We start from the raw sequence: 20,108 nt of genomic DNA on the forward strand, positions 1-20,108 counted from the left end.
TTGAATTCTTCGGGGTAACGCTGACGACTCATGGCACCTCCTATTTGGGCCTCATTATGAGGCTTGGAGGTGTCTACGAAACCAGGGGCGATTCAGACCGAGCGTGGCGGCTCGCTGATCACTCATCATCACGCATGCACCGGCACCATCGGAGAATTGGCTGGCGTTTCCAGCGCTGACGCAACCGCCTGGGATGGCCGATCGAATGCGTGAAACGTCCTCGAGCCGGGTCTCAGGCCTGATACCTTCATCCAGCGCAACGCTTACCTCCTGCGTTTTCAGCATGCCGTCATTGGCGTCGATAACTGCCGCCAGTGTACGCATAGGGGCGATCTCGGCCGAGAACAATCCCTGCTGTTGAGCCGCCCACGCCCGCATTTGGCTCTGTACTCCATATAGATCTTGGGCCTCTCGACTGATCTTAAAGCGCTGAGCCACGGTTTCTGCAGTCCGTACCATGGGCCAATAGAGCTCAGGCTTGTGTTCGAGAATCCAGGGGTCTTGCACCATGTGTTGGTTCATTTCGTTCTGCACGCAAGAAATGGACTCCGCGCCCCCGGCGACCAGCACTTCGGCCTCACCGGTCATGATGCGCTGGCCTGCCCAAGCGATCGCTTGCAAGCCACTGGCACAGAATCGGTTGACCGTGACCCCTGCCACGGTCACTGGCAGATTTGCACGAATGGCACTCTGACGTGCAAGGTTACCTCCGGTGGCACCTTCCGGATTGGCACACCCCAGCACAACGTCCTCAATCAGATCAGGGTCAATGCCCGCTCGCTGGACGGCCGAGGCAACGACGTGCCCTGCCAGAGCGGCGCCATGAGTGATGTTGAAGCCGCCCTTCCATGACTTGGCAAAAGGCGTTCTTGCAGTGGATACAATGACGGCACGTTGCATGATCAGGCCCTTAATGCTGTGTGGCAGATTGAGTGAAATCCTTAAAGTCACGAGCCAAGTCGGACAACAGGGCGGACGGTCTCCAGAATTCGTTTCCAGTATCCTTGGCCCATTGCCGTAACGTTCGCTCGATACGTGCTAGACCCTGAGTACTGGCCCAGTACATAGGCCCACCACGTTCAGCCGGGAATCCATAGCCAAGGACGAACACCACATCAATGTCAGAGGCACGTTGCGCAATGCCTTCTTCAAGCACGCGTGCTCCTTCATTGACCAGTGCCAACAAGCAGCGGTCGACAATAAGGGCGTCGCTTACCTGGCAGGCCGGATCGGCAGCAGTGATCACCTGGGCGAGCGCAGGGTCGGGCTGAGCCTTGCGACCTCGCTCATGACGATACCAACCCCTGCCACAACGCAGCCCCAGGCGGTCTGCCTTGCACAAGTGCCCTAGGAGTTGAATGTCTTGCGGGCCGTATACGCCCTGCCATGCGCCATACAGAAGATCGACCCCTACAAGGTCTATTACTTTGAAGGGCCCCATTTTCATGCCCCAGCGTTCCAGTGCCTGATCGATGCGATAAGGCGAAACCCCTTCATTCACCAGCGCTAATGCCTGCAGCAAATACCTGTCGAACAGCCGGTTGCCAATAAAACCTCGACATACTTTGGCAATTACTGCCACTTTGCGTAGGCGTTTAGCGACAGCCAATGCGGTGGACAACACCCTTTGATCCGTTTCTGCACCTCGCACCACTTCCAAAAGCCGCATGACCTGAGCCGGCCCGAAAAAGTGCAAGCCCAACACGCGCCCCGGTCTATTACTGGCCCGTGCGATTTGGTCGAGGTCGAGACTGGAGGTGTTACTGGCAAGGATCGCCTCGGTTTTGCAGTGGCGATCTAGCTCCGCAAAAATGGATTGTTTGACTTCCAATCGTTCGGCAGCGGCCTCCACGACCAAGTCTGCGGAGGCCATTGCTGTATAGCTATCGATAGCGGTCAATTGCGCTGCCGGACAGCCCAACTGAGCCATCAGCTCACTTACTGCTTTTTGCGCCGTACCTTGCGCGCTGTCAAAGAGCTTGACGAGGTAGCCCGCTCGAACAAAACAGGTCGCGATACCCTTTCCCATGAACCCGGCACCAATCACGATAACTTCATCGATAGCCTGGGTACTGCCGCTCATATCAACACCGCATCTTGGTGCCAGTCGCTCAGCCAGGAATGCGTGGCGAATGCCCAGCGATGCCGGATCCGCCAATTGCCTACGAAAAAGCCCTTGCTCTTGAACAATGGCGCTATCGAAGTCCGTCCCTACGCTCAGACCCAGGGCGTCCAGGGCCAGGGGGATTGCGGAATTGGAATGCCGGCTGGCCTTCGCCTGCTGCCTGGCGAAAGCCAGAAAACCTTCAGGGTTGGAATGGTTAACCCTCTGATGACGCAGCAGAGGCCACGGAGCACCCCGAGCAACCAACTGCAATGCCAATTGCGCTGCACGCTCCACGGTCGTTTCGCTGAGCGCATCGAAGAGTGATGATTCAGCCAGCGCAGACGCGGCCAATACCGTGCCATTGATAATCAGATTGGTCGCCTGCTCCAACCCTACTGCCCGCGGCAAGCGCTGAGTACCGCCCGCGCCTGGAAGCAAGCCGAGAGTCGTTTCCGGCAACCCCACTTTGCATGTCGGGTCTGCCACTCGACCATGACAGGCCAAAGCCAGTTCCAGTCCTCCACCCAGTGCAAAACCATGCATGGCTGCTACGATCGGCTTGGCCGATGTCTCAATGCAACCGATCAACATGCTCGATAGCTCTGGGGCAGCGAAGGTTTCATTACCTGCAAACTCAACCAGATCACCACCAGCGCTGAATCCATCACCGCTGCCCGAGATCACCAACGCTACTACTCGGGAGTCCTCCTGAGCATCGCTAATCGCTTTGAACAAAGCTTTGCGAATTTTTAAGGCCAAACTATTGACTGGAGGGTTGTCTAGGCAAATGACGGCCACGCCATCGCCTCGCAACTCATAGGGTGCGTTCATTCTGAATAGGTCCTTTAGGTAGGGATTTTCAGTGCATTCAAACCAAGCCAGGCTCGAAATCCAGCACGCAACGAGCGCTACTGCTCACGGTGGTGGCATATGCCGATGCCCTCGGCAAGACGTGCTCGATATAGAACAAGGCAGTTCGCAGCTTGGCTGCATAGAACGGCTCAGGCACCGTTTCTCTCATAATCTTTTCGCAAGATATCGCGGCGCTGCGTACCATCATCCAGCTACCGCACAGGTAACCGAATTGCATCAAGAACGGCACTGCCAGTGCAGATTGAGGGGCGCGTTCCTGACTCAGCAGATGTTCGATACTGTGGGCGAACTGCAAAATAGCAGCACGCGCGGCAAACGCGATCGCCCCACCTGTCGGGTTGCCCTTCTCCTCTAGCGCGTCCACAGCCTCATGCATTTCGTTCAGAAGGGTCATCAAAACCGCCCCACTATCGCTGACGACTTTGCGTAACAGCAGGTCGCTGGCCTGGATACCAGTGGTGCCTTCGTAAATACTGGCAATGCGCATGTCCCGCAGGTGCTGTGCTGCACCGGTTTCTTCGATGTAGCCCATCCCGCCATGCACCTGTATGCCAAGTGATACGACTTCCTGTCCCACTTCAGTACACCAGCCTTTAGCGACTGGGGTGAGTAGCTCGGCACGGCGCAACTCTTGCTCGCTCCCCTCTTCCCGGGGCTTTCGGGTAGCGGCGTCCAGGCGTTCCGCTGCGCAATAGACCAACGCCCGCATTGCCTCATTCTGCGCAGTCATCATCAACAGCATGCGTTTAATATCCGCGTGCTCGATTATTGCGACCGGTTGGCCCACAGAGTTGCTGCCCTGGATACGTGTGCGGGCGTAGTTCAACGCCTGTTGATATGCGCGCTCGCCCAGTGCCGGTCCCTGCAAGGCCGAATTGAGTCGCGACAAGTTCATCATGATGAACATGTACCTCAGACCGGCGTTCAGGTCTCCGATCAGATAACCGATCGCACCTCGATCATCTCCGAATGACAGGGTTGCGGTCGGACAAGCATGAAGACCCAGTTTGTGCTCTATCGAGATGCAACTGACGTCATTACGATCACCCAGGCTGCCATCGTCATTGACCAAATACTTGGGCACCAGAAACAGCGATAGACCGCGGGTTCCCGCCGGTGCGCCAGGCGTTCTGGCCAGCACCAAGTGCAAGATGTTTTCCGCTAGGTCGTGATCCCCGTAGGTGATGAAAGTCTTCTGACCGTATAGCCGGAAGTGCTCACCCTCCGCTACTGCCCGAGTCCGGATAGCACCGAGGTCCGAACCTGCCTGAGGCTCGGTAAGGTTCATGGTTCCGGTCCAATTGCCTGCGACCAACTCCGCCAGGAAGCGGTCTTTGATTCGGGCACTGGCACTTAACTGCAAAGCTTCGACCGCCCCCATGTTCAAGGCCTGGATCAACGCGAAGGAGAGATTGGCTGAAACCAGCATCTCCTCTACCGCAATCGCGGCCAAGTGGCAAATGCCGTGCCCTCCGTACTGTGGGTCGCAGCGAAGGGCATTCCAGCCTTTCTCCACATACTGCTGATAGGCATGCTTGAAACCTGGCGGCGTGACCACATCGCCGTCTACCCAATGAGCCCCATCCCTGTCGCCAGTGGCATTCAGCGGCGCAATGACCTCTTGAGAAAAGCGAGCTGCTTCGTCGAGCAACATATCAACAGTATCACTGCATAGATTGCCGCCCAACATCAGACTCGCAGTGCGCTGTAACCCAACAAGCTCATGGATGACAAACTGCATGTCCCGCAAAGGAGCTACATATCTCGTCATGCTCTACCTTTTATTGTTCAATGAATCGCGATAGTCGAGAGCTGCAAAACCCACACTTCGTCAACCTTAGTTGACATTGACGGAAAGACTAGACTTACCTAAGATTGGCTGTCAACCACGCTTGAGAAGAAATCGTGTCGCCACCCAAGAAAACCTCGACCGCAACCGCCGTCCCTCTGCCCCACGCGGAACCTTCCACACCTAAGGTATTTCTGCGCCAGTTGCTGAGCGCGAAACAGGATTGGATCGAAACACGTCTGTACGACATGGCCGAGGCCAGTGGCTATGAACACGTCACGCCTGCGATGAGTCGGTTATTTGGTCTGATGAAACGCCAACCCATCGGTATCTCGGTACTAGCTAGGCAGCTGGCGATTTCTCGCCAGGCAGTTCACAAGCTGGTGAACGAAGCGGTGCGCATGGATCTGGTCGAACTGGTGGATAGCCCCGAAGATAAACGCGTGAAGTTGGTAGGCTTCACGTCACATGGTTTTGCCATGTCTGCGGCTGCTACTCGTAATCTCGAAAAAATCGAAAAAGATTTAGCCGAACGAATCGGGCAAGAGAACTTGGACACGCTCAAACGACTCCTCAGCGATGGCTGGTAACCGCCAGTCTCGCCGTGGCCGAGGCGAGGGACGGCTGTCGCCCTGCCATTCAAATCACGTCAACCTATGTTGACAAAAATGCTCCGCGCAACGATATTTGTCACCGCAGGTTGACAGATCGCGCCTGAGGCAGCCATCTGCCCTGAATGAACATCCTTACAACTCCCACAAAAACAGGATCGTTTCATGAGCAAACCATCTTCGTCTGCCCGTTCGCGGCTGACCATTACATTGTGCTTTTGCATCGCTCTATTTGAAGGTCTGGATTTACAATCGGCAGGTATTGCAGCAGCTGGAATGCGCCTGGACCTTGGGCTATCACCCCAAGATTTAGGTGCAATATTCAGCGCCGGCATCCTGGGACTGATGCCCGGGTCATTGTTTGGTGGGGTACTCGCAGACCGCTATGGACGGCGTACCGTGCTGCTAGGGGCTATCACGATTTTCGGGACCTGCTCATTGTTTACTGCCTACGCCTGGAATCTGCCGACCCTGATCATCGCTCGCCTTCTCACCGGTGTCGGTTTGGGTGCCGCGTTGCCGACAGTCATCGCACTCACAGCAGAAGCAGCCAGCGAGCGATACCGTGGTCGCGCCGTCAGCTTGATGTTTTGCGGTATGCCCTTGGGCGGAGCACTGGCGACAGTATTGGGAATGGAGAGCATTGGAGGAAACTGGCGGACAGTTTTCTACGTTGGCGGTATCGCCCCACTGCTGTTGGTGCCAGCTCTGTATGCGCTGCTACCAGAATCACCCGCCTTCGTACGCAATCGTGTGCTGCTCTTGGCGGACAGCACTGGCTCGTTGATCAAGTCGCTTTTCGGCCCGCGCCGCTCAGGGACCACACTTTTGATGTGGGTGGTGTTTTTCTTCACCTTGATGGTGGTCTACATTCTGCTCAACTGGCTACCCAGTCTGCTGATCAAGCAAGGGCTTGAGCATGATCAGGCGACTTGGGTGCAAACCGCCTTTAGCTTCGGCGCTGCTGCGGGATCGGTGATTTTAGGCAGCCTGCTGGATCACTGGAAAGCCGAACACGTTGTGCGCCTCATGTATGCAGGAATGATTCTCTCCTTGTTGGCCCTGTGCCTGGCGGCAAGCTTTCCACTGCTGTTGGTCGCAGGCGGTCTAGCTGGATTCTTCACCATTGGTGGTCAACTGGTGCTCTACACCCTTGCCACCTTGGTGTATCCAAGCGAAATACGCTCCACCGGGCTGGGATTTGCAGTGGCTTCGGGACGCTTGGGAGCCATGGTTGGACCATTGCTGGTGGGCTACATGCTACTTCAGGGTATCGGTAGTAGTGCCGTAATAGTTGCCGCCATACCCTGCACCCTGGTAGCCGCTCTGCTCGCCGTATTCATGCTGCGCAAACCACAGCCGGCCACCGCCGCCGCCTGAACACCATCGTTTGTCACTGATTGGCCTCGCGCGTCGGCATACCCGACGCGGGGGCTCGTTCGCCAATAAAAAAGATAATTAGGCCACCGATGAAATCTCACGGCTTCTGTGTCGCTGCTCTTTGTGCGCTCATCATTCCCTCGACTGCCGGCGCGGATGTGATCGCGGACAGCACTTCTAACCTGCGCTTGCGCAATTACTTTTTCGACTCGGACTACCGTAACACCCGTACACCTGGGCAACCGGTATCGCACCAACGTGAATGGGCACAAGGCGCCATTCTGGATATCCGTTCCGGCTACACAGATACGCCATTTGCCTTAGGGGTCGACATCACAGGCATGACAGCGCTGCGACTAGACTCAGCGCCAGACCGCAGCGGTACCGGTTTGCTTAAACGCACTGATGAAGGGAGAGCCCAGTCTGGGTATAGCAAAGGCTACGCTACGGCGAAGGCACGATTGTCGAAGACCGAACTGCGAGTTGGCGGTCATACCCCCATGGTTCCAGTGCTGATTACGCCGCCGGTGCGCCTCTTTTCTCCGGTATTTAGAGGCAGCGAACTCACCTCGCGTGAATGGAGCGACTGGACACTAACCGCTGCGCGGTTCGACCGCGTGATGGGGCGCGATGATGATCGCTTCGAGAAAATGAAAATGGCATCGCCCTTTGGCCGTTTCGCCAAAGCCGCCGAGTCGGAAAGGTTCGATTACGCAGGCGTGGATTATGCGCCAACCAAGGCAGTCAAATTGAGTTACTACACGGGGAGGCTTGACGATATCTACCAGCAACACTACTTGGGTGCCTTAATCACTCAAGCACTGCCAGTAGGGCAACTGTTACATGACATTCGATACTACGACAGCAAGGATTCAGGGCAGTCACTTGCAGGCAAGGTTGACAGCCGATACCTAGGGTTGATGAGCAACTGGCGTGTAGGCGGCCATACCCTGGGTCTAGGCTACTACGAAGTATCAGGCGCTACTGGCATGCCTGGCATTTCCGGCACAGTGCTGAGCGTCCACAGCGAGGGCGCGCTGGTCAGCGATATGGTTAACCGTGACGAACACAACTGGCAATTCAACTACCAATATGACTTCGCTGCTGCCGGCATTCCCGGACTGAATGTCCGGTTCCGCTACCTTCGAGGCAACAACATACTCGTGCCAGCGACAGGAGATGAAAGGGGCCATGAGAGCGAGCGCTTTGTCCAATTAGGCTACGTGATTCAGAGCGGCCCACTGGCAGGTCTGGGGTTCATTGCCCGCAACTCTTCCTACCACAGCACATTTTCTCGCGACATCAATCAGACGCGACTGAATATCGAATACGCTATCAAGCTCTGGTAAGCCGGAATAGAAAAGCCCGCCTCAGGCGAGTGACGGGCTTTTCTCTCAATGCACGATATTCAGTACACCCGTGGTGCTTAGAACAACACGTCATCCACCGCCAAAGACGGGCAGCGCGCCATCAAGACCGTACGCGCCAAGCCATGAACTTCCACCAGGATGTGTTCGGCATAGAACTCTCCTACCTGCAATTTGGCTTGCATGAACGCTGGATCTTCGTTGCACAGAACCTTCTGCCTGGCAGCAATTACCATGCGTCCCCACTGCCAGCCACCGGCCACTCGACCAAAAAGCATCAGGAAAGGAACGGCGATGGCGAGTACTTGCTCCGGATCACTACCGAACAATTGACGAACATGCCGTGCGGCCTCCTCGAGATGGGCGACAGATTCTGAAAGCCGTCCACCCAATACGTCTTCCGCCCCTAAGGTTTCAGCAACCTTGCGCATCGTGTTGATGAGCAACTCGAACTGCCCTGTTCCATCGCGCATAAGCTTGCGAACAATCAGGTCGTTGGCTTGGATCGCCGTCGTACCCTCGTATATGGTACCGATCCGTGCGTCTCGGTAATGTTGAGAAACACCGGTTTCTTCGACGAAGCCCATGCCGCCATGGACCTGCACTGCCAGCGAGGTGACCTCCAGGCTTGTCTCGGTCGCCCACCCCTTGAACACGGGCGTCATCAACTCGATGAAAGCCAGTTGATTCTTGCGCTCGTCCCTATCCGGATGGTGCTCGGACAAGTCCTGCGCCTGGGCGATCACCAATGCAACAGCTCGCATCGCTTCGGTCTGGGCCTTCATTCGCATTAGCATGCGACGGACATCGGGGTGTCGAATGATAGGCACATTACGATTGCCATGCAGGTCGCTACCTTGATGACGTTGCCGTGCATAGGCTACAGCCTGTTGATAGGCGCGTTCAGATAGACCTACCGCTTCGATTCCCACCGTGAGCCTGGCCATGTTCATCATCACAAACATCGCTTCCAGCCCACGGTTGGGCTCACCTACCAACACCCCAAATGCACCGCCTTCGTCACCATAGGCCATCATGCAGGTAGGGCTGGCATGAATTCCCATCTTGTGTTCCACCGACACACAGCGCACGTCGTTACGAGGCCCAAGGCTCCCATCATCGTTGACCAGATACTTGGGAACCATGAACAACGAAATACCTTTAACTCCCGCCGGGGCGTCCGGCAGGCGCGCCAGTACAAGGTGCAGAATATTATCGGTAAGATCCTGGTCCCCCCAAGAGATGAAGATCTTTTGGCCGACCAAACGATAGGCCCCCTTCCCGTCCGGTGCCGCTCGACACCGAATGGCTCCGACGTCTGAGCCCGCTTGTGGTTCGGTCAGATTCATCGTACCGCTCCATCTACCACTGACCAAGAAGGGCAAATAACGGGTTTGCAATTCTTCACTGGCACAAGCCGTCAGTGCTTCGATAGCACCCAAGGTAAGGCCGGGGCACATGGCGAAGGCTTTATTGGCGGACATGAACATCTCGCTAATCGCCGAGGCTGCAATGCAAGGTAAACCCTGACCACCATGCTTGGTGGGTACCGCAACATTGTTCCAGCCTGCTTCGATAAACTGCTTGTAAGCCTGAGCAAAGCCCTGGGCGGTCTTTACACCGTTCGGGCTCCAATGCACTCCCTCTCGATCTGCAGCCTGGTTCAACGGGGCCAATACTCCGGCCGCAAACTTTCCGGCCTCCTCGCACACGGCGGCCATTAGACTGGCGTCTAACCCTTCGAAGGCTTCGAGCTCGCACAAGCGATCCAGATCTAGCAGGTTTTCCATGACAAATCGCAGATCTGCCAAAGGCGGAGCGTAATGGGTCATTGATGATTCTCCTGGTTTTGCAACGCCCGCCATTGAATTTTGCCAGTTGCCGACTTCGGTAACGAATCGACGAACTCTACCAATCGGGGGATTTTGTAGGCCGCCATCTGCTGACGTGACCAGTTCATGAGCCGTTCGGCATCCAGTGGTTCGAGAGCCGAAGATCTAAGCACTACCAACGCCTTCACCGTCTCGCGGCCGTCGGATGATCGTGCGGCAATTACGCACGCTTCCTGGATGGCCGGATGTTGATAAAGCATATTCTCGACTTCGCTTGGCCATACCTTGTATCCGCTCACATTGATCATGCGTTTAAGACGCTCGGCCATGAACAGATACCCCTGACGGTCAAAGGCGCCGATATCACCAGTTCGCAGGAACAGACGGCCGTCGAGCTCAATCAGGGCTTCAAGAGTCGCTTGAGGATTGTTCCAATAACCGCTGAACAGGGTTGGGCAACGCGTCACGATCTCGCCTTGTTCGCCGTCGAAGAGCTCTGCCCCGCGATCGATGTCAATGATTCGGGTATCCACATCGAACATCGCAATACCCAGGCATTGAGGTTTTACTGCCCCGGGCGGATTCAGATGAATGGCTCCGCACACTTCGGACATGCCCCAGCCCTCCTGATATGAGAGCCCAGTCAGAGTCTGAAGGCGCTTCGCAACCGCATTCGGCATTGCGGTTCCGCCCCCTCCGATAAGCTGCAGTGAGGAAAAGTCGCGCTGTTCAATGCCATCCAAGCCCAGTAAATCGATGACCATCGTAGGTATGGCAGTCCAGTGCGTGATGCCACGGGACTCAATCCAGTCCATTGCAACGCTTCGATCCCAGCGGGGCAAGATCACCATTGATGCACCCAGTGACAATGGCAGCAACATGGATCCGCAAAGGCCAGTCACGTGGAAGAACGGCGCAGTGGCCAATACCACGGCGTCACACGACCAATGGTTCCAGTGCTCAAGCGCTACTAGTTGCGCATTGACCGCACGATGACTGAGCATGCAGCCCTTAGGATGGCCTGTCGTGCCGGATGTGTAGACCAGCATTGCCAGGTCCTCACCTCTGCGTGAAGCTTCACGCTTGAGTCGAGGGTGTTCATAGGCCTGAGCCAAGGTGCTGACCGCTGGCGAAAATGACTCTTGGCGTGGCGCGGTGAGGAAGTCGGCGATTGATTCTTTGCAGGTAACAGGCAAATCATCGCTGTAGCATGCCATCACTAGATGATCGAAAACGTCTTGTTCGAGCAGTGCGCTGAATGCCCCGGCAATGTCCTGCGCGGCAATCACGACTCTGGCTCCGCTATCCTCAATCAACCATCGCAGTTCCGCCTCCAGGTTCATTGGATTGACAGGCACTACAACAGCATCCGCAGCCAGGACCGCGTAGAATGCGACAACGAACGATGGACTATTCTGCATATCCACCAACACCCGATCACCCGGTTTCACAGCAAGATTTTCCGCCAGGAATCCCGCCAACCGCAGGACCCGTTCCTGCAGGCTCCGGTATGATATCGCCTGCCCGTAGAATTCAATGGCAAGCTTATTCGGATATCGTTTGGCATTGATTGCCAGCCCATCTTGAACAGGGGTAACAGGCAGGCTTGGATGGCGGGAAACGTGACTCGCCAGCAGGTGATGCGAGGGCACGTCGACCGCTTCCGGTTGGCCGAACTCAGAAACAGGGGATAGGCATTTCGGAACGACAAAACTATTGTTTTTATTCATGGGCTCTCCGAGTGACGGCCACCGCCGTCCAGACAGTGACACGACTACATCGACACGATTGCCATGGGAGAACTGGCTATGGCGATGGGCCTTTCATTGGCATCCAACAACTTGGCGCTGGCGTAGATCAGCGTACGACCCTGCTTTTCCAGAACTGCGTGAACATGGTAAAGCCCCGTTGAAGCAGGCCTGAGATAGTTGACATTGAGGGACGTAGTCACCGCAGTGCGGCCGGTGTCGAGAACTGATAAGGCGGCAAAGGCCAGGCCAAAATCCAGCATCGCCGCTACGATGCCGCCCTGAATGACCCCTCCACCTTGAGTAAAATCCATGCCGATCTGAAATGACGCGTCCACCGCACCGTGTGATGCGCGCAGCAGACGCATGTACAACTGACGTGCGAGCGGGCTGCCCGGTACCGGCAGGTCCCGCGCGCCATCTGCGATGAACCGCTCGATGAAATGCCTGTCTGGGTTGTCCGCCAGGCTAAGTGATGGCTCCTGCATCGACCACATGCTCCAAATGGGACTGAGGGATGGCCATGCCATAGCAGACTTTCGTGTCCACGGCTGGCCACATTGTCAACACTGATTGACAATGTGCAGCGTGTTCAATTTTTAGCATAATGTCAACCTTGGTTGACGTTGTTTTTGAAGCGATCGGCTTACTAGAATGTGCCGACGGCGCCAGGCTAGGGCTGGGTAGCCACTGCGAGTAATTCTCGCAAACCGCTCACACCGACTTTGCGATAAAGCCGCTTGATATACGTGGCAGCACTCGACGGCTGCACGCCAATCCGATGCGCGATATCTATCGAATCGCTGCCGCCAAGCATCAGCCGCAGCAACAGTTTGTCTCTCGCAGTAAGATCTGGGCATAAGCGTGCAACCCGCTCTGCCAGAATGGAGGGCATCTCCTGGACCTGCAGGTGTGCTTGATGGTGGAGGCGTACGACTTGCATAGCCAAGGGTGCCAAAGCCTCGATATGATCGATTTCCCCGGAAGACAATGAGCCATGCTCTCGCCCGCGGTAGAAATTTACCGATAACCATCGCTCGCTACTGCAGGTCGACAGCAGCGCCAAACGCTCGCTGATCCTCGGCTGCTCGTAGCAGACGCGGCGATAACGAGGGTCAACGATGTCCTCGATCGATTGGCGTTGAACGATGATGCACTGACTGGCACCGAGCGCCGCCATAGCTTGTCGATTACCGTCGCGGCTGAAGAAACGCTGTGTGTAAATATCCGAAACTCGGGCAAGCTCGACATTGCGTCCATGGTCGGCGAATGAAAGTAGCTCTGGGTTTCGTCCGTCGCTGTAGGTGAAAATTGTGCATTGAGCCAGCGCCACACTTTTGCCCGCCAGCCTCAAAAGGTCCATCGCAAGTGAGCGGCCGTGGGCCGGCCCCACACGAGCAAGCATTTTGGCTGCATGGGCACTGCTGATGTTCAGGCCAGCCTCGAATCGCCTCAGTTGCCAATAGTCCATCTTGCCGAACTCCCCTCAAGCCCTTGCAGGCAGGCCAGTTGCTATGTGAAGAAGCCTGCGTACAGCGACCAGTCATTATCCTAAAGATCGATCAAGGCTGTTTCGGTAAGCGCGGCAGTATGTTGTGGATCCCCCAGTGCTTCAGCACTGAGCAGAGCCAACTTTACGAGAAAAAGCTCGCGTTTATCCTCGGGGACTTGGTCCAGGACGGCTGCAAGGTGATCGTATACCGTTTCCAGCTCCAAGATGCTCAACGTGCTCATTGTCGCCCTCCTCAATGCCTAGCCAAAGCGCAATTCACAGCCCCATGTATATCGGCTCGACCGAGGTCCAGCCATCGGGCACAGGTATGTTGGTCAGGTCGTGCTAGATAGCCACCTCCAGCGCCCATACCGTACTTCGCCCTGATGCGCCCCTCGGCATCTGGTAATGACAGCTGCGCCCCTTTCACGCCGCTTTGCACTCCGATAGCGATGATCTGAATGGGAATTCCCTCTTTGCGAATAGCCTCAACCTCGGCGATGACGGTCTCGGGAACGGCGGGCTCGTCAGTGAAGTACAACAAATGGAAACCTGCACCGAGATGGTCGAACAGATAGTCATCAGCACCAAAGCGGATATTAAGCAATGGTGATCCATTGCCAGGGCCTGTGCGGAACAAGCTATCGTCATCGGCCTGACTGTTCAGTGGCGAGTCACGGTAATCATGTGGTTTGGACGTGCGCCAGTGGTATAGCGGTCTGACGAACTCCTGGCTTAGCGACAGTGACAATACAGCATCTCTCAGTAGACGCTGTCCAGGTGTCTGGGGGGCCATGAAGCGTGTGCTCTTGCCCGCCTCGGCGATGATCTCCCATGCAGCAGCGACACGTTCCTGATCATACGAGTCGAGCAATTTCTTGGATGCTAGTCCTTTGATCACCATTGCTAGTTTCCAGCACAGGCAATTGCTGTCCTGAAACCCGGTATTGGCACCACGTACACCAAAGATCGGAAGCAGATGAGCGGCATCGCCACTGAAGATGACCCGGTTATGGACGTAACTCGGCAGGGTCAGTGCCCTTGCAGAATAAACCGAAGACCAATCCAGCTCCCACTGTGGATCTTCAACGCCCATCAAACGCAATTGGGCATCAATTCTTGTGCGCAGTGAGTCCGGTGCCAAAGCTTGCTCTACTGTTTCATGCGAAGGGAGCTGATAATCGATGCGCCAGATATCCTTAGGCTCGCGATGCATCAGCACGGTATTGCCTCGATTCCAGGGCGGATCGAAAAATGCTTGGCGCTCTGTAGGCAAGTCCAATTGCGTACGGATATCGGCAATCACAAACTTCCCCTCGTACGCCGCACCTTCCAGCTTGAGTCCAAGGAGTGAACGCAATGCCGACCGTGCCCCATCGGCGGCAATAACCCACTGAGCCTCGAGCTCATAGCTTCCGGCCGGTGTTTCAAGTGTCAGGCATGCGTGGTCTGATTGTTGCCGAATTTGGCTGACTTTGTTTCCCCACCGCATTTCGATCAAGGGATGCTCAGTGGCAGCATCGACGAGGAGTTGCTCTAGACAGGGCTGCTGCAAGTTGGTCATAGGCGCAAAACGATCATCCTCATCGCGTATCGACTCCATACGGAAAACCCGTTGTTCGCGATAGTACGAGTTACCAGAGCACCACTCCAATCCCGCTTCGGTAACACGCTGAGCAATACCCACCTGCTGGAGAATTTCCAGTGAGCGTCGGGTGAAGACAATTGCGCGACTCCCTTCTGAAACCTGCTGCTCGGCTTCGACGATAATCGATGCGATACCGAAGCTGGCCAAATACAGCGAGTGCACCAGACCTATGGGGCCGCCCCCCACGATTACCACAGCACTTCGCCGCGCTGCTGGAACGCCAACATCCGCGGTATAAGCCGGATAGACCGTGTAATCAAAATACAACGAACGTCGAGGGGTGGTATCCGGGCAATGCATCGTTGATTCTCCACTTTTATTGTTGTTGAGCCGCAGTTCAAACTGCAGAAAAACTCTAATGGAGGCTCATCGAGCCGATGTCCCCTTACGAGGACATCCGCACGCTCTGGCAGCGCACTCAGGCCAGACGGGGGAACAAGCGCAAGGCATTTTCCCGATTGACAGCCAAGCGTTGCTGCTCGGTGAAGCCGAAGGTATCAAGCAACCCGGTGAAGTGACTCGAACGCTCCTTGTTAGCATAGGGCCAGTCGCTGCCGAAGGTGATGTTCTGCGGATTGGCGAATGCCAGCAACGCAGGCAAGGCATAAGGGCTACTGGACAGCGCGGTATCAAAGTAGAACTTGCGCAGCCGCTGGATACCTCGCTCGGTGCTTCCGTCGTCTGAGCAAACACGGGCCATGCGCTCGGCGGCATAGGGAAGGAACCCGCCTGCATGAGAAAGAATGATCTTCAGTTCTGGATAGCGTTCGAGGCATCCTCGCTTCGCCAAGTTAAGGGCCGCACGCGTTGTATCTAGGAGAAAGTCCGCAGCATAGGGTGGAATCCCGTCGACGGATTTGGCCGGCAACTCTGAAGGGTGGACGAACACGGTGGCGTGATGTCGGTTCAATACCTCCATGAGAGGATCCCATTCGGGCGCCCCGAGGTAGGTCCCCCGAACGTTTGCCAGCAAGATGACGCCGTCCGCTTTCAACGTGGTCAGGGCATACTCGGCCTGCTCTACGGCGCCCGCAACATCCGGCAGCGTCAACGTTGCAAAGAAGCCAAACCGCCCGCGATGCTTGTCGACGATCTCGGCGCAGAACTCGTTGACCTCTTTGGCTTTCACGCGTGCTTCAGCATCATTTCCAAGGTGCACGCCTGGCGTAGACACCGAAAGGATGCCGGTTGCGATACCGTTGCTGTCCATCAGGTCCAAGGCGCCCTCGACACTCCAGGTTGGGATGGGCAAGCCGCCGGCGGTAATACCTCGGGACTCGAGCCACTTTCCATAAAAAGGTGGAACGATATGCTGATGGGTATCGATGCGTCGGGCCTCTTTTGACGCGCGAACACCTGCAGGCTTGCTGCTTTCGGATGCATGGGCAGAGTTTGGGGCCAAGCCAGATACTGCTGCGACGGTTGCGGCGGTGGCCATGGATTGGAGGACTTGTCTGCGATTCATGGTGCGTGCCTTTTTTGTTTTTGGATGAACGATCAACTGCAAGCCACTGAACGACGATGTCACCCTGGCAGTGATGTCGCGCATCCCGCAATGGGGTAGAACATCATGTGCGACGTGATGAGTGTAGGAAGCGCAGAGACATTACCGACAGGGTATTGGCTTGGTGTTCGCTGAGTATAAGAATCGCGTCAATTGTCCTACAATGAAAAAATGCTTAGATGTGCACCAGATGCACATCCCTATTTTCAAAGAGGTTTTAATGAACATTGATCGAGGCTCCGACTATAAGACAGTGCGCGGGTTAAGCCGCGGACTGGCTTTGCTCAATGCCTTGAACCGGCTGGACGGCGGCGCTAGCCCGACCCGACTAGCCGAGCTTACTGGGCTCCACCGAACCACCGTCCGGCGACTGCTGGAGACACTGCAGGACGAGGGCTACGTGCGCCGTAGCGAGTCCGATGACAGTTTTCGCCTCACCCTCAAAGTGCGCGAATTGAGTGAAGGTTTTCGCGATGAACAATGGATCAGCGCGATCGCCGCACCGCTGCTGGCGGAGCTGCTACAGGAAGTGGTGTGGCCGACTGACATCTGTACCTTGGATGTAGATGCGATGGTAGTACGCGAGACCACTCACCGTTTCAGCCGCCTTTCATTTCACCGCTCCATGATCGGACGCCGCCTGCCTCTTCTGCAAACGGCAACAGGACTCACCTACCTCGCCTTCTGCAGCGACGCTGAGCGTGAGCAGATCATTACCCTATTGGCGGAGCGTGAGGAGAAAGAATCTCAGTTGGCGCGGAATGTTGTACAACTTGACAACGTTTTGCGCAAAATCAGAAATCTCGGGTATGGGGAAAACTTCATGGCTTGGAACTACGAAGAAAAAATCGCCTCCATTGCCGTTCCTGTCTTCGCCGAGCAGCGCTTATTGGGCTGTTTGAACTTGGTGTACGTAGCGAAAGCGATGTCGATCGAGCAGGCTGCACGCCGCTATTTGGGGGCCTTGCAAAATACATCGAAGCTGATCCAAGAAAAGCTCGAAGCATCTTTATAGTCTAAACTCGCCGACCGGTTAGGCAATGGTCTTCATTGCATGATGGCGATTCGTCCTCAGGAAAGTACCCCGCCCACCGGCGCTGCACATCCGACCAAGCGATGCAGTTCCAATTGCGAATCCGCTCGGCAAGCATTCCCACATGCACAATCCATTTTACCTACCAGATCTTGATCGTGTAATCCACGTTGACCCGCAACTCGTTGTCGTCACGGTGCGAAGCGCCGGGTAGGAAGTCGTTACGATACCAGGCATGGCGCAGGCGCAGCGCCACGCCCTTGAACGTGCCCTGCTGCACGGTGTACGACAGCTCCACGTCCTTCTCGCTCTCGCTCAAGCCGCCACCGCCAAAGCGTGCCAGCTCGATGTTGTCGCCGCGTACGTAGCGCAGCATGCCCTTGAGCCCTGGCACGCCGAACGGGGCGAAGTCCTGGTCGAACTTGACCTGCCAGCTGCGCTCCTTGGGGTTGATGAACTCGGAGCTGAGCGTGCCCTCGGTGATCACCAGCGGCTCGGTGCCGTACAGGTAGGGCATCGCGGTGTCGCCATCGAGCTGCATGTAGCCGACGCCCAGGCTGTGGCTGGCCCAGGCGTAGGTGAGCATCAGCGCGGCGTTGCGGTTGTCGACCGGGCCGGCCTTGGCGGCGCCGTCCTCGCCTGCCACGAACAGACGGAAATCGCTCTTCAAGCGGCCAGGCCCAAGCTTGCGCTCGTCGACGAAGCCGAAGTAGTCCTTGCGATACAGTTGGTCCAGCTCGGCATGGTAGTAACGCAGGGTCAACGCGTCGGACCAGGCGTAGTCGCCGCCAATGAAGGCGAAGCGGTCTGAGGTCGCGGCGCCGTTGAAGCGGCCGTTGGGGGCGGCGATGCTCATTTTCTGGTAGTCGGTGGAGTCGCGCAGGTTGATGCGGTCGAGCCAGCCGGCGTGCAGGCTCAGCCGATCGATGTCGCTCGAACGCAGGTAGGCGCCGCGGAAGGTCTGCGGCAGCAGCCGGGTCGGGCTGGCGAAGGCGATCGGCAGGAAGGTGCTGATGGTGCCACCTTGCAGCTCGGTGCGCGAGATGCGCATCTTGCCGGTCAGGCCCAGTTCGGAATAGTTGTCGGCAGGCTCGCGGGTGGCCGGGTCGAACGGCAGCAGGCCGGTACCGGCGCGATCAGGCGAGGAATCGAGCTTGACGCCGAGCATGCCCTTGGCGTCCAGGCCGAAGCCGACCGGGCCCTCGGTGAAACCGGAGCTGACGTTGAGGATGAAACCCTGGGCCCATTCGCGGGCAGCCGCCTGCGGGGTCTGGCCCACGTAGTTGCGATCGAAGTAGTAGTTGCGCAGTACCAGCTCGGCATGGCTGTCATCGATGAAGCCGGCACCGTGGGACGGGTTGGCGCAGAGCAGGCCGATGGCCAGGGCCAGGGCCAGGGCCAGGCAGGTTTTCGGGGCCTTGTGCATGATCACATCGCTTTCTTGTAGTTGTAGGGTGCCCTGCCGCGTGAGCAGCAGGGGAGCGAGCAAAGGTTGGATGGCGCTAGGATCAGGCCGGGCGGCGACCAATCAGGCGGAACAACGCCAGGGCGGCGATCACCACTCCCGGTGCCGAGGCCATCAGCACTCCGGCGGAGCCGGCGCCGAGGGCAAGCATCTGGCCGGCAACCAGTGGGCCGCTCATGGCCCCCAGGCGCCCGACCGCCACTGCCGCGCCGACGCCCGTGGCGCGCACACGCACCGAGTAGAAATTCGGCGCCACGGCATACAGCACGCCCTGCCCGCCGGTGGCGAAGAAACCGGCGAAGAAGCCGGCGACCAGCATCCCCGGCAATGTGCTGGCCACCCCAAGCCCAGCCAGGGCGGCGAGAATCCCTACGTACACCAGCGCTGCGGTAACGCCGGCCGGCAAGCGCACGAGTACCTGACCGAGGATCAGGGTACCGATGGCCGCGCCGATCTGCAGGGCGAACATCACCCAGCTGGCGTCATGGCTGCTGAAGCCCTGGCCGACCAGCAGGCTCGGCAGCCAGTTGATCAGGATGTACACCACCATCAGGGTGAAGAAGTAGCTCAGCCACAGCAGCCAAGTGGCGGGCTGACCGAACAGTTCGCGGCGCAGGCTCGGATTATCCTCGGCCTGGGCTGTGGCGCGGAACTGCCCCGACTCGGGCAGGAACAGCGCCAGCAGTGGGAGGATCAGCAGCGGCCCAGCGCCACCGACATGGAACACCATTTGCCACTCGCCGCTATAGCCGAAGATGCCGATACCGGCGGCGATCGCCGCGCCCAGTGGCACGCCGCAGTACATGAGGCTGACCGCGCTGCCACGCAGGCGCTGGCCGGCGGCTTCGCTGCACAGGGCGATCAGGTTGGGAAGTGCGGCGCCCAGTCCGACACCGGTGAACAGCCGCGCCAGCAACAGGCTGGGCAGGCTCCAGGCATGGGCCGTGGCCAGCGAGAACAGACCGAACAGCGCCACCGAGCCGATCAGGATGCGCTTGCGCCCGAAACGATCGGCCAGCCAGCCGCCGACCAGGGCGCCGGGCAGCAGGCCGAGAATGCCGGCACTGAATACCCAGCCCATTTGCAGCTTGTCCAGACCGAAGGCACTGGCCATGCCCGGGGCTGCAATGCCGGCAGCCTGAAGGTCGAGACCTTCGAGCAGGGCGACGAGGAAACACAGGCCGATGGTGACGGCCACGCGAGGCGGGTTGTTGGCAGAAGTCATGAATCACCCGTGTTGTTTTTGTGTTGGGTTGAGT

At 57.2% G+C, this 20,108-nt stretch carries 16 protein-coding genes; 4 read left to right on the forward strand and 12 right to left on the reverse strand.

The genetic code is table 11. The features are described 5' to 3' along the window. Positions 1-54 precede the first annotated feature (54 nt). The 3 genes from ACIP02_RS22105 to ACIP02_RS22115 are packed head-to-tail and all read right to left on the reverse strand — an operon-like array spanning position 55 to position 4,751. Positions 55-900 (reverse strand): beta-ketoacyl synthase N-terminal-like domain-containing protein, encoded by an 846-nt coding sequence (locus tag ACIP02_RS22105; protein WP_400620571.1) that lies wholly within the window; start codon positions 898-900, stop codon positions 55-57. 10 nt (positions 901-910) lie between these two features. Continuing rightward, the gene (locus tag ACIP02_RS22110) at positions 911-2,938 is read right to left on the reverse strand and encodes a 3-hydroxyacyl-CoA dehydrogenase NAD-binding domain-containing protein (protein ID WP_400620573.1); all 2,028 of its coding nucleotides are present in this window, start codon (positions 2,936-2,938) and stop codon (positions 911-913) included. Positions 2,939-2,975: 37 nt separating this feature from the next. Next, positions 2,976-4,751: an acyl-CoA dehydrogenase gene (locus ACIP02_RS22115; RefSeq protein WP_400620576.1), complete on the reverse strand. Its 1,776-nt coding sequence runs from the start codon at positions 4,749-4,751 to the stop codon at positions 2,976-2,978. 134 nt (positions 4,752-4,885) lie between these two features. On the opposite strand from ACIP02_RS22115, the gene ACIP02_RS22120 reads away from it, so the two are divergent. The 3 genes from ACIP02_RS22120 to ACIP02_RS22130 all read left to right on the forward strand — a co-directional run bounded on the left by ACIP02_RS22120 (position 4,886) and on the right by ACIP02_RS22130 (position 8,109). Continuing rightward, positions 4,886-5,359, forward strand: a complete 474-nt coding sequence (locus tag ACIP02_RS22120; RefSeq protein ID WP_400620579.1) for a MarR family winged helix-turn-helix transcriptional regulator — start codon at positions 4,886-4,888, stop codon at positions 5,357-5,359. A gap of 186 nt (positions 5,360-5,545) precedes the next feature. Continuing rightward, on the forward strand, positions 5,546-6,760 hold the full coding sequence (gene mhpT / locus ACIP02_RS22125; RefSeq protein ID WP_400620581.1) for a 3-(3-hydroxy-phenyl)propionate transporter MhpT: 1,215 nt from the start codon (positions 5,546-5,548) through the stop codon (positions 6,758-6,760). Between the two features lie 89 nt (positions 6,761-6,849). Next, positions 6,850-8,109, forward strand: coding sequence for an OprD family outer membrane porin (locus tag ACIP02_RS22130; protein WP_400620585.1), 1,260 nt, complete (start codon positions 6,850-6,852; stop codon positions 8,107-8,109). A gap of 77 nt (positions 8,110-8,186) precedes the next feature. On the opposite strand, the gene ACIP02_RS22135 is transcribed toward ACIP02_RS22130, so the two are convergent. From ACIP02_RS22135 to ACIP02_RS22165, 7 genes are all read right to left on the reverse strand, one after another. Beyond that, positions 8,187-9,959 (reverse strand): acyl-CoA dehydrogenase, encoded by a 1,773-nt coding sequence (locus ACIP02_RS22135; protein ID WP_400620588.1) that lies wholly within the window; start codon positions 9,957-9,959, stop codon positions 8,187-8,189. Beyond that, positions 9,956-11,689 carry a long-chain-fatty-acid--CoA ligase gene (locus ACIP02_RS22140; protein ID WP_400620591.1) on the reverse strand — a complete coding sequence of 578 codons (1,734 nt, stop codon included), beginning with the start codon at positions 11,687-11,689 and terminating at the stop codon, positions 9,956-9,958. The genes ACIP02_RS22135 and ACIP02_RS22140 overlap by 4 nt, the downstream gene beginning before the upstream one ends. A gap of 44 nt (positions 11,690-11,733) precedes the next feature. Next, positions 11,734-12,237, reverse strand: coding sequence for a PaaI family thioesterase (locus ACIP02_RS22145; protein ID WP_400620594.1), 504 nt, complete (start codon positions 12,235-12,237; stop codon positions 11,734-11,736). 143 nt (positions 12,238-12,380) lie between these two features. Next, complete coding sequence (locus tag ACIP02_RS22150; protein WP_400620597.1) at positions 12,381-13,178, reverse strand: helix-turn-helix transcriptional regulator; 798 nt, start codon at positions 13,176-13,178, stop codon at positions 12,381-12,383. Positions 13,179-13,258: 80 nt separating this feature from the next. Beyond that, positions 13,259-13,441, reverse strand: a complete 183-nt coding sequence (locus ACIP02_RS22155) for a DUF2783 domain-containing protein (protein ID WP_400620600.1) — start codon at positions 13,439-13,441, stop codon at positions 13,259-13,261. An 11-nt stretch (positions 13,442-13,452) separates the two neighbouring features. After that, the gene (locus ACIP02_RS22160) at positions 13,453-15,147 is read right to left on the reverse strand and encodes an FAD-dependent monooxygenase (RefSeq protein ID WP_400620603.1); all 1,695 of its coding nucleotides are present in this window, start codon (positions 15,145-15,147) and stop codon (positions 13,453-13,455) included. 118 nt (positions 15,148-15,265) lie between these two features. Then, a complete protein-coding gene (locus ACIP02_RS22165; RefSeq protein ID WP_400620605.1) occupies positions 15,266-16,396 on the reverse strand; it encodes an amidohydrolase family protein in 1,131 nt (376 codons plus the stop codon). Positions 16,397-16,571: 175 nt separating this feature from the next. Here ACIP02_RS22165 and ACIP02_RS22170 point away from each other — a divergent pair, with 175 nt between their 5' ends. Continuing rightward, positions 16,572-17,366, forward strand: a complete 795-nt coding sequence (locus ACIP02_RS22170) for a DNA-binding transcriptional regulator (protein ID WP_400620607.1) — start codon at positions 16,572-16,574, stop codon at positions 17,364-17,366. A 160-nt stretch (positions 17,367-17,526) separates the two neighbouring features. On the opposite strand, the gene ACIP02_RS22175 is transcribed toward ACIP02_RS22170, so the two are convergent. Beyond that, positions 17,527-18,810 (reverse strand): OprD family porin, encoded by a 1,284-nt coding sequence (locus ACIP02_RS22175; protein WP_400620609.1) that lies wholly within the window; start codon positions 18,808-18,810, stop codon positions 17,527-17,529. An 82-nt stretch (positions 18,811-18,892) separates the two neighbouring features. After that, a complete protein-coding gene (gene mhpT, locus ACIP02_RS22180) occupies positions 18,893-20,074 on the reverse strand; it encodes a 3-(3-hydroxy-phenyl)propionate transporter MhpT (RefSeq protein ID WP_400620611.1) in 1,182 nt (393 codons plus the stop codon). Positions 20,075-20,108 lie beyond the last annotated feature (34 nt).

Source organism: Pseudomonas sp. NPDC089408 (assembly GCF_044749445.1).
GTDB lineage: Bacteria > Pseudomonadota > Gammaproteobacteria > Pseudomonadales > Pseudomonadaceae > Aquipseudomonas.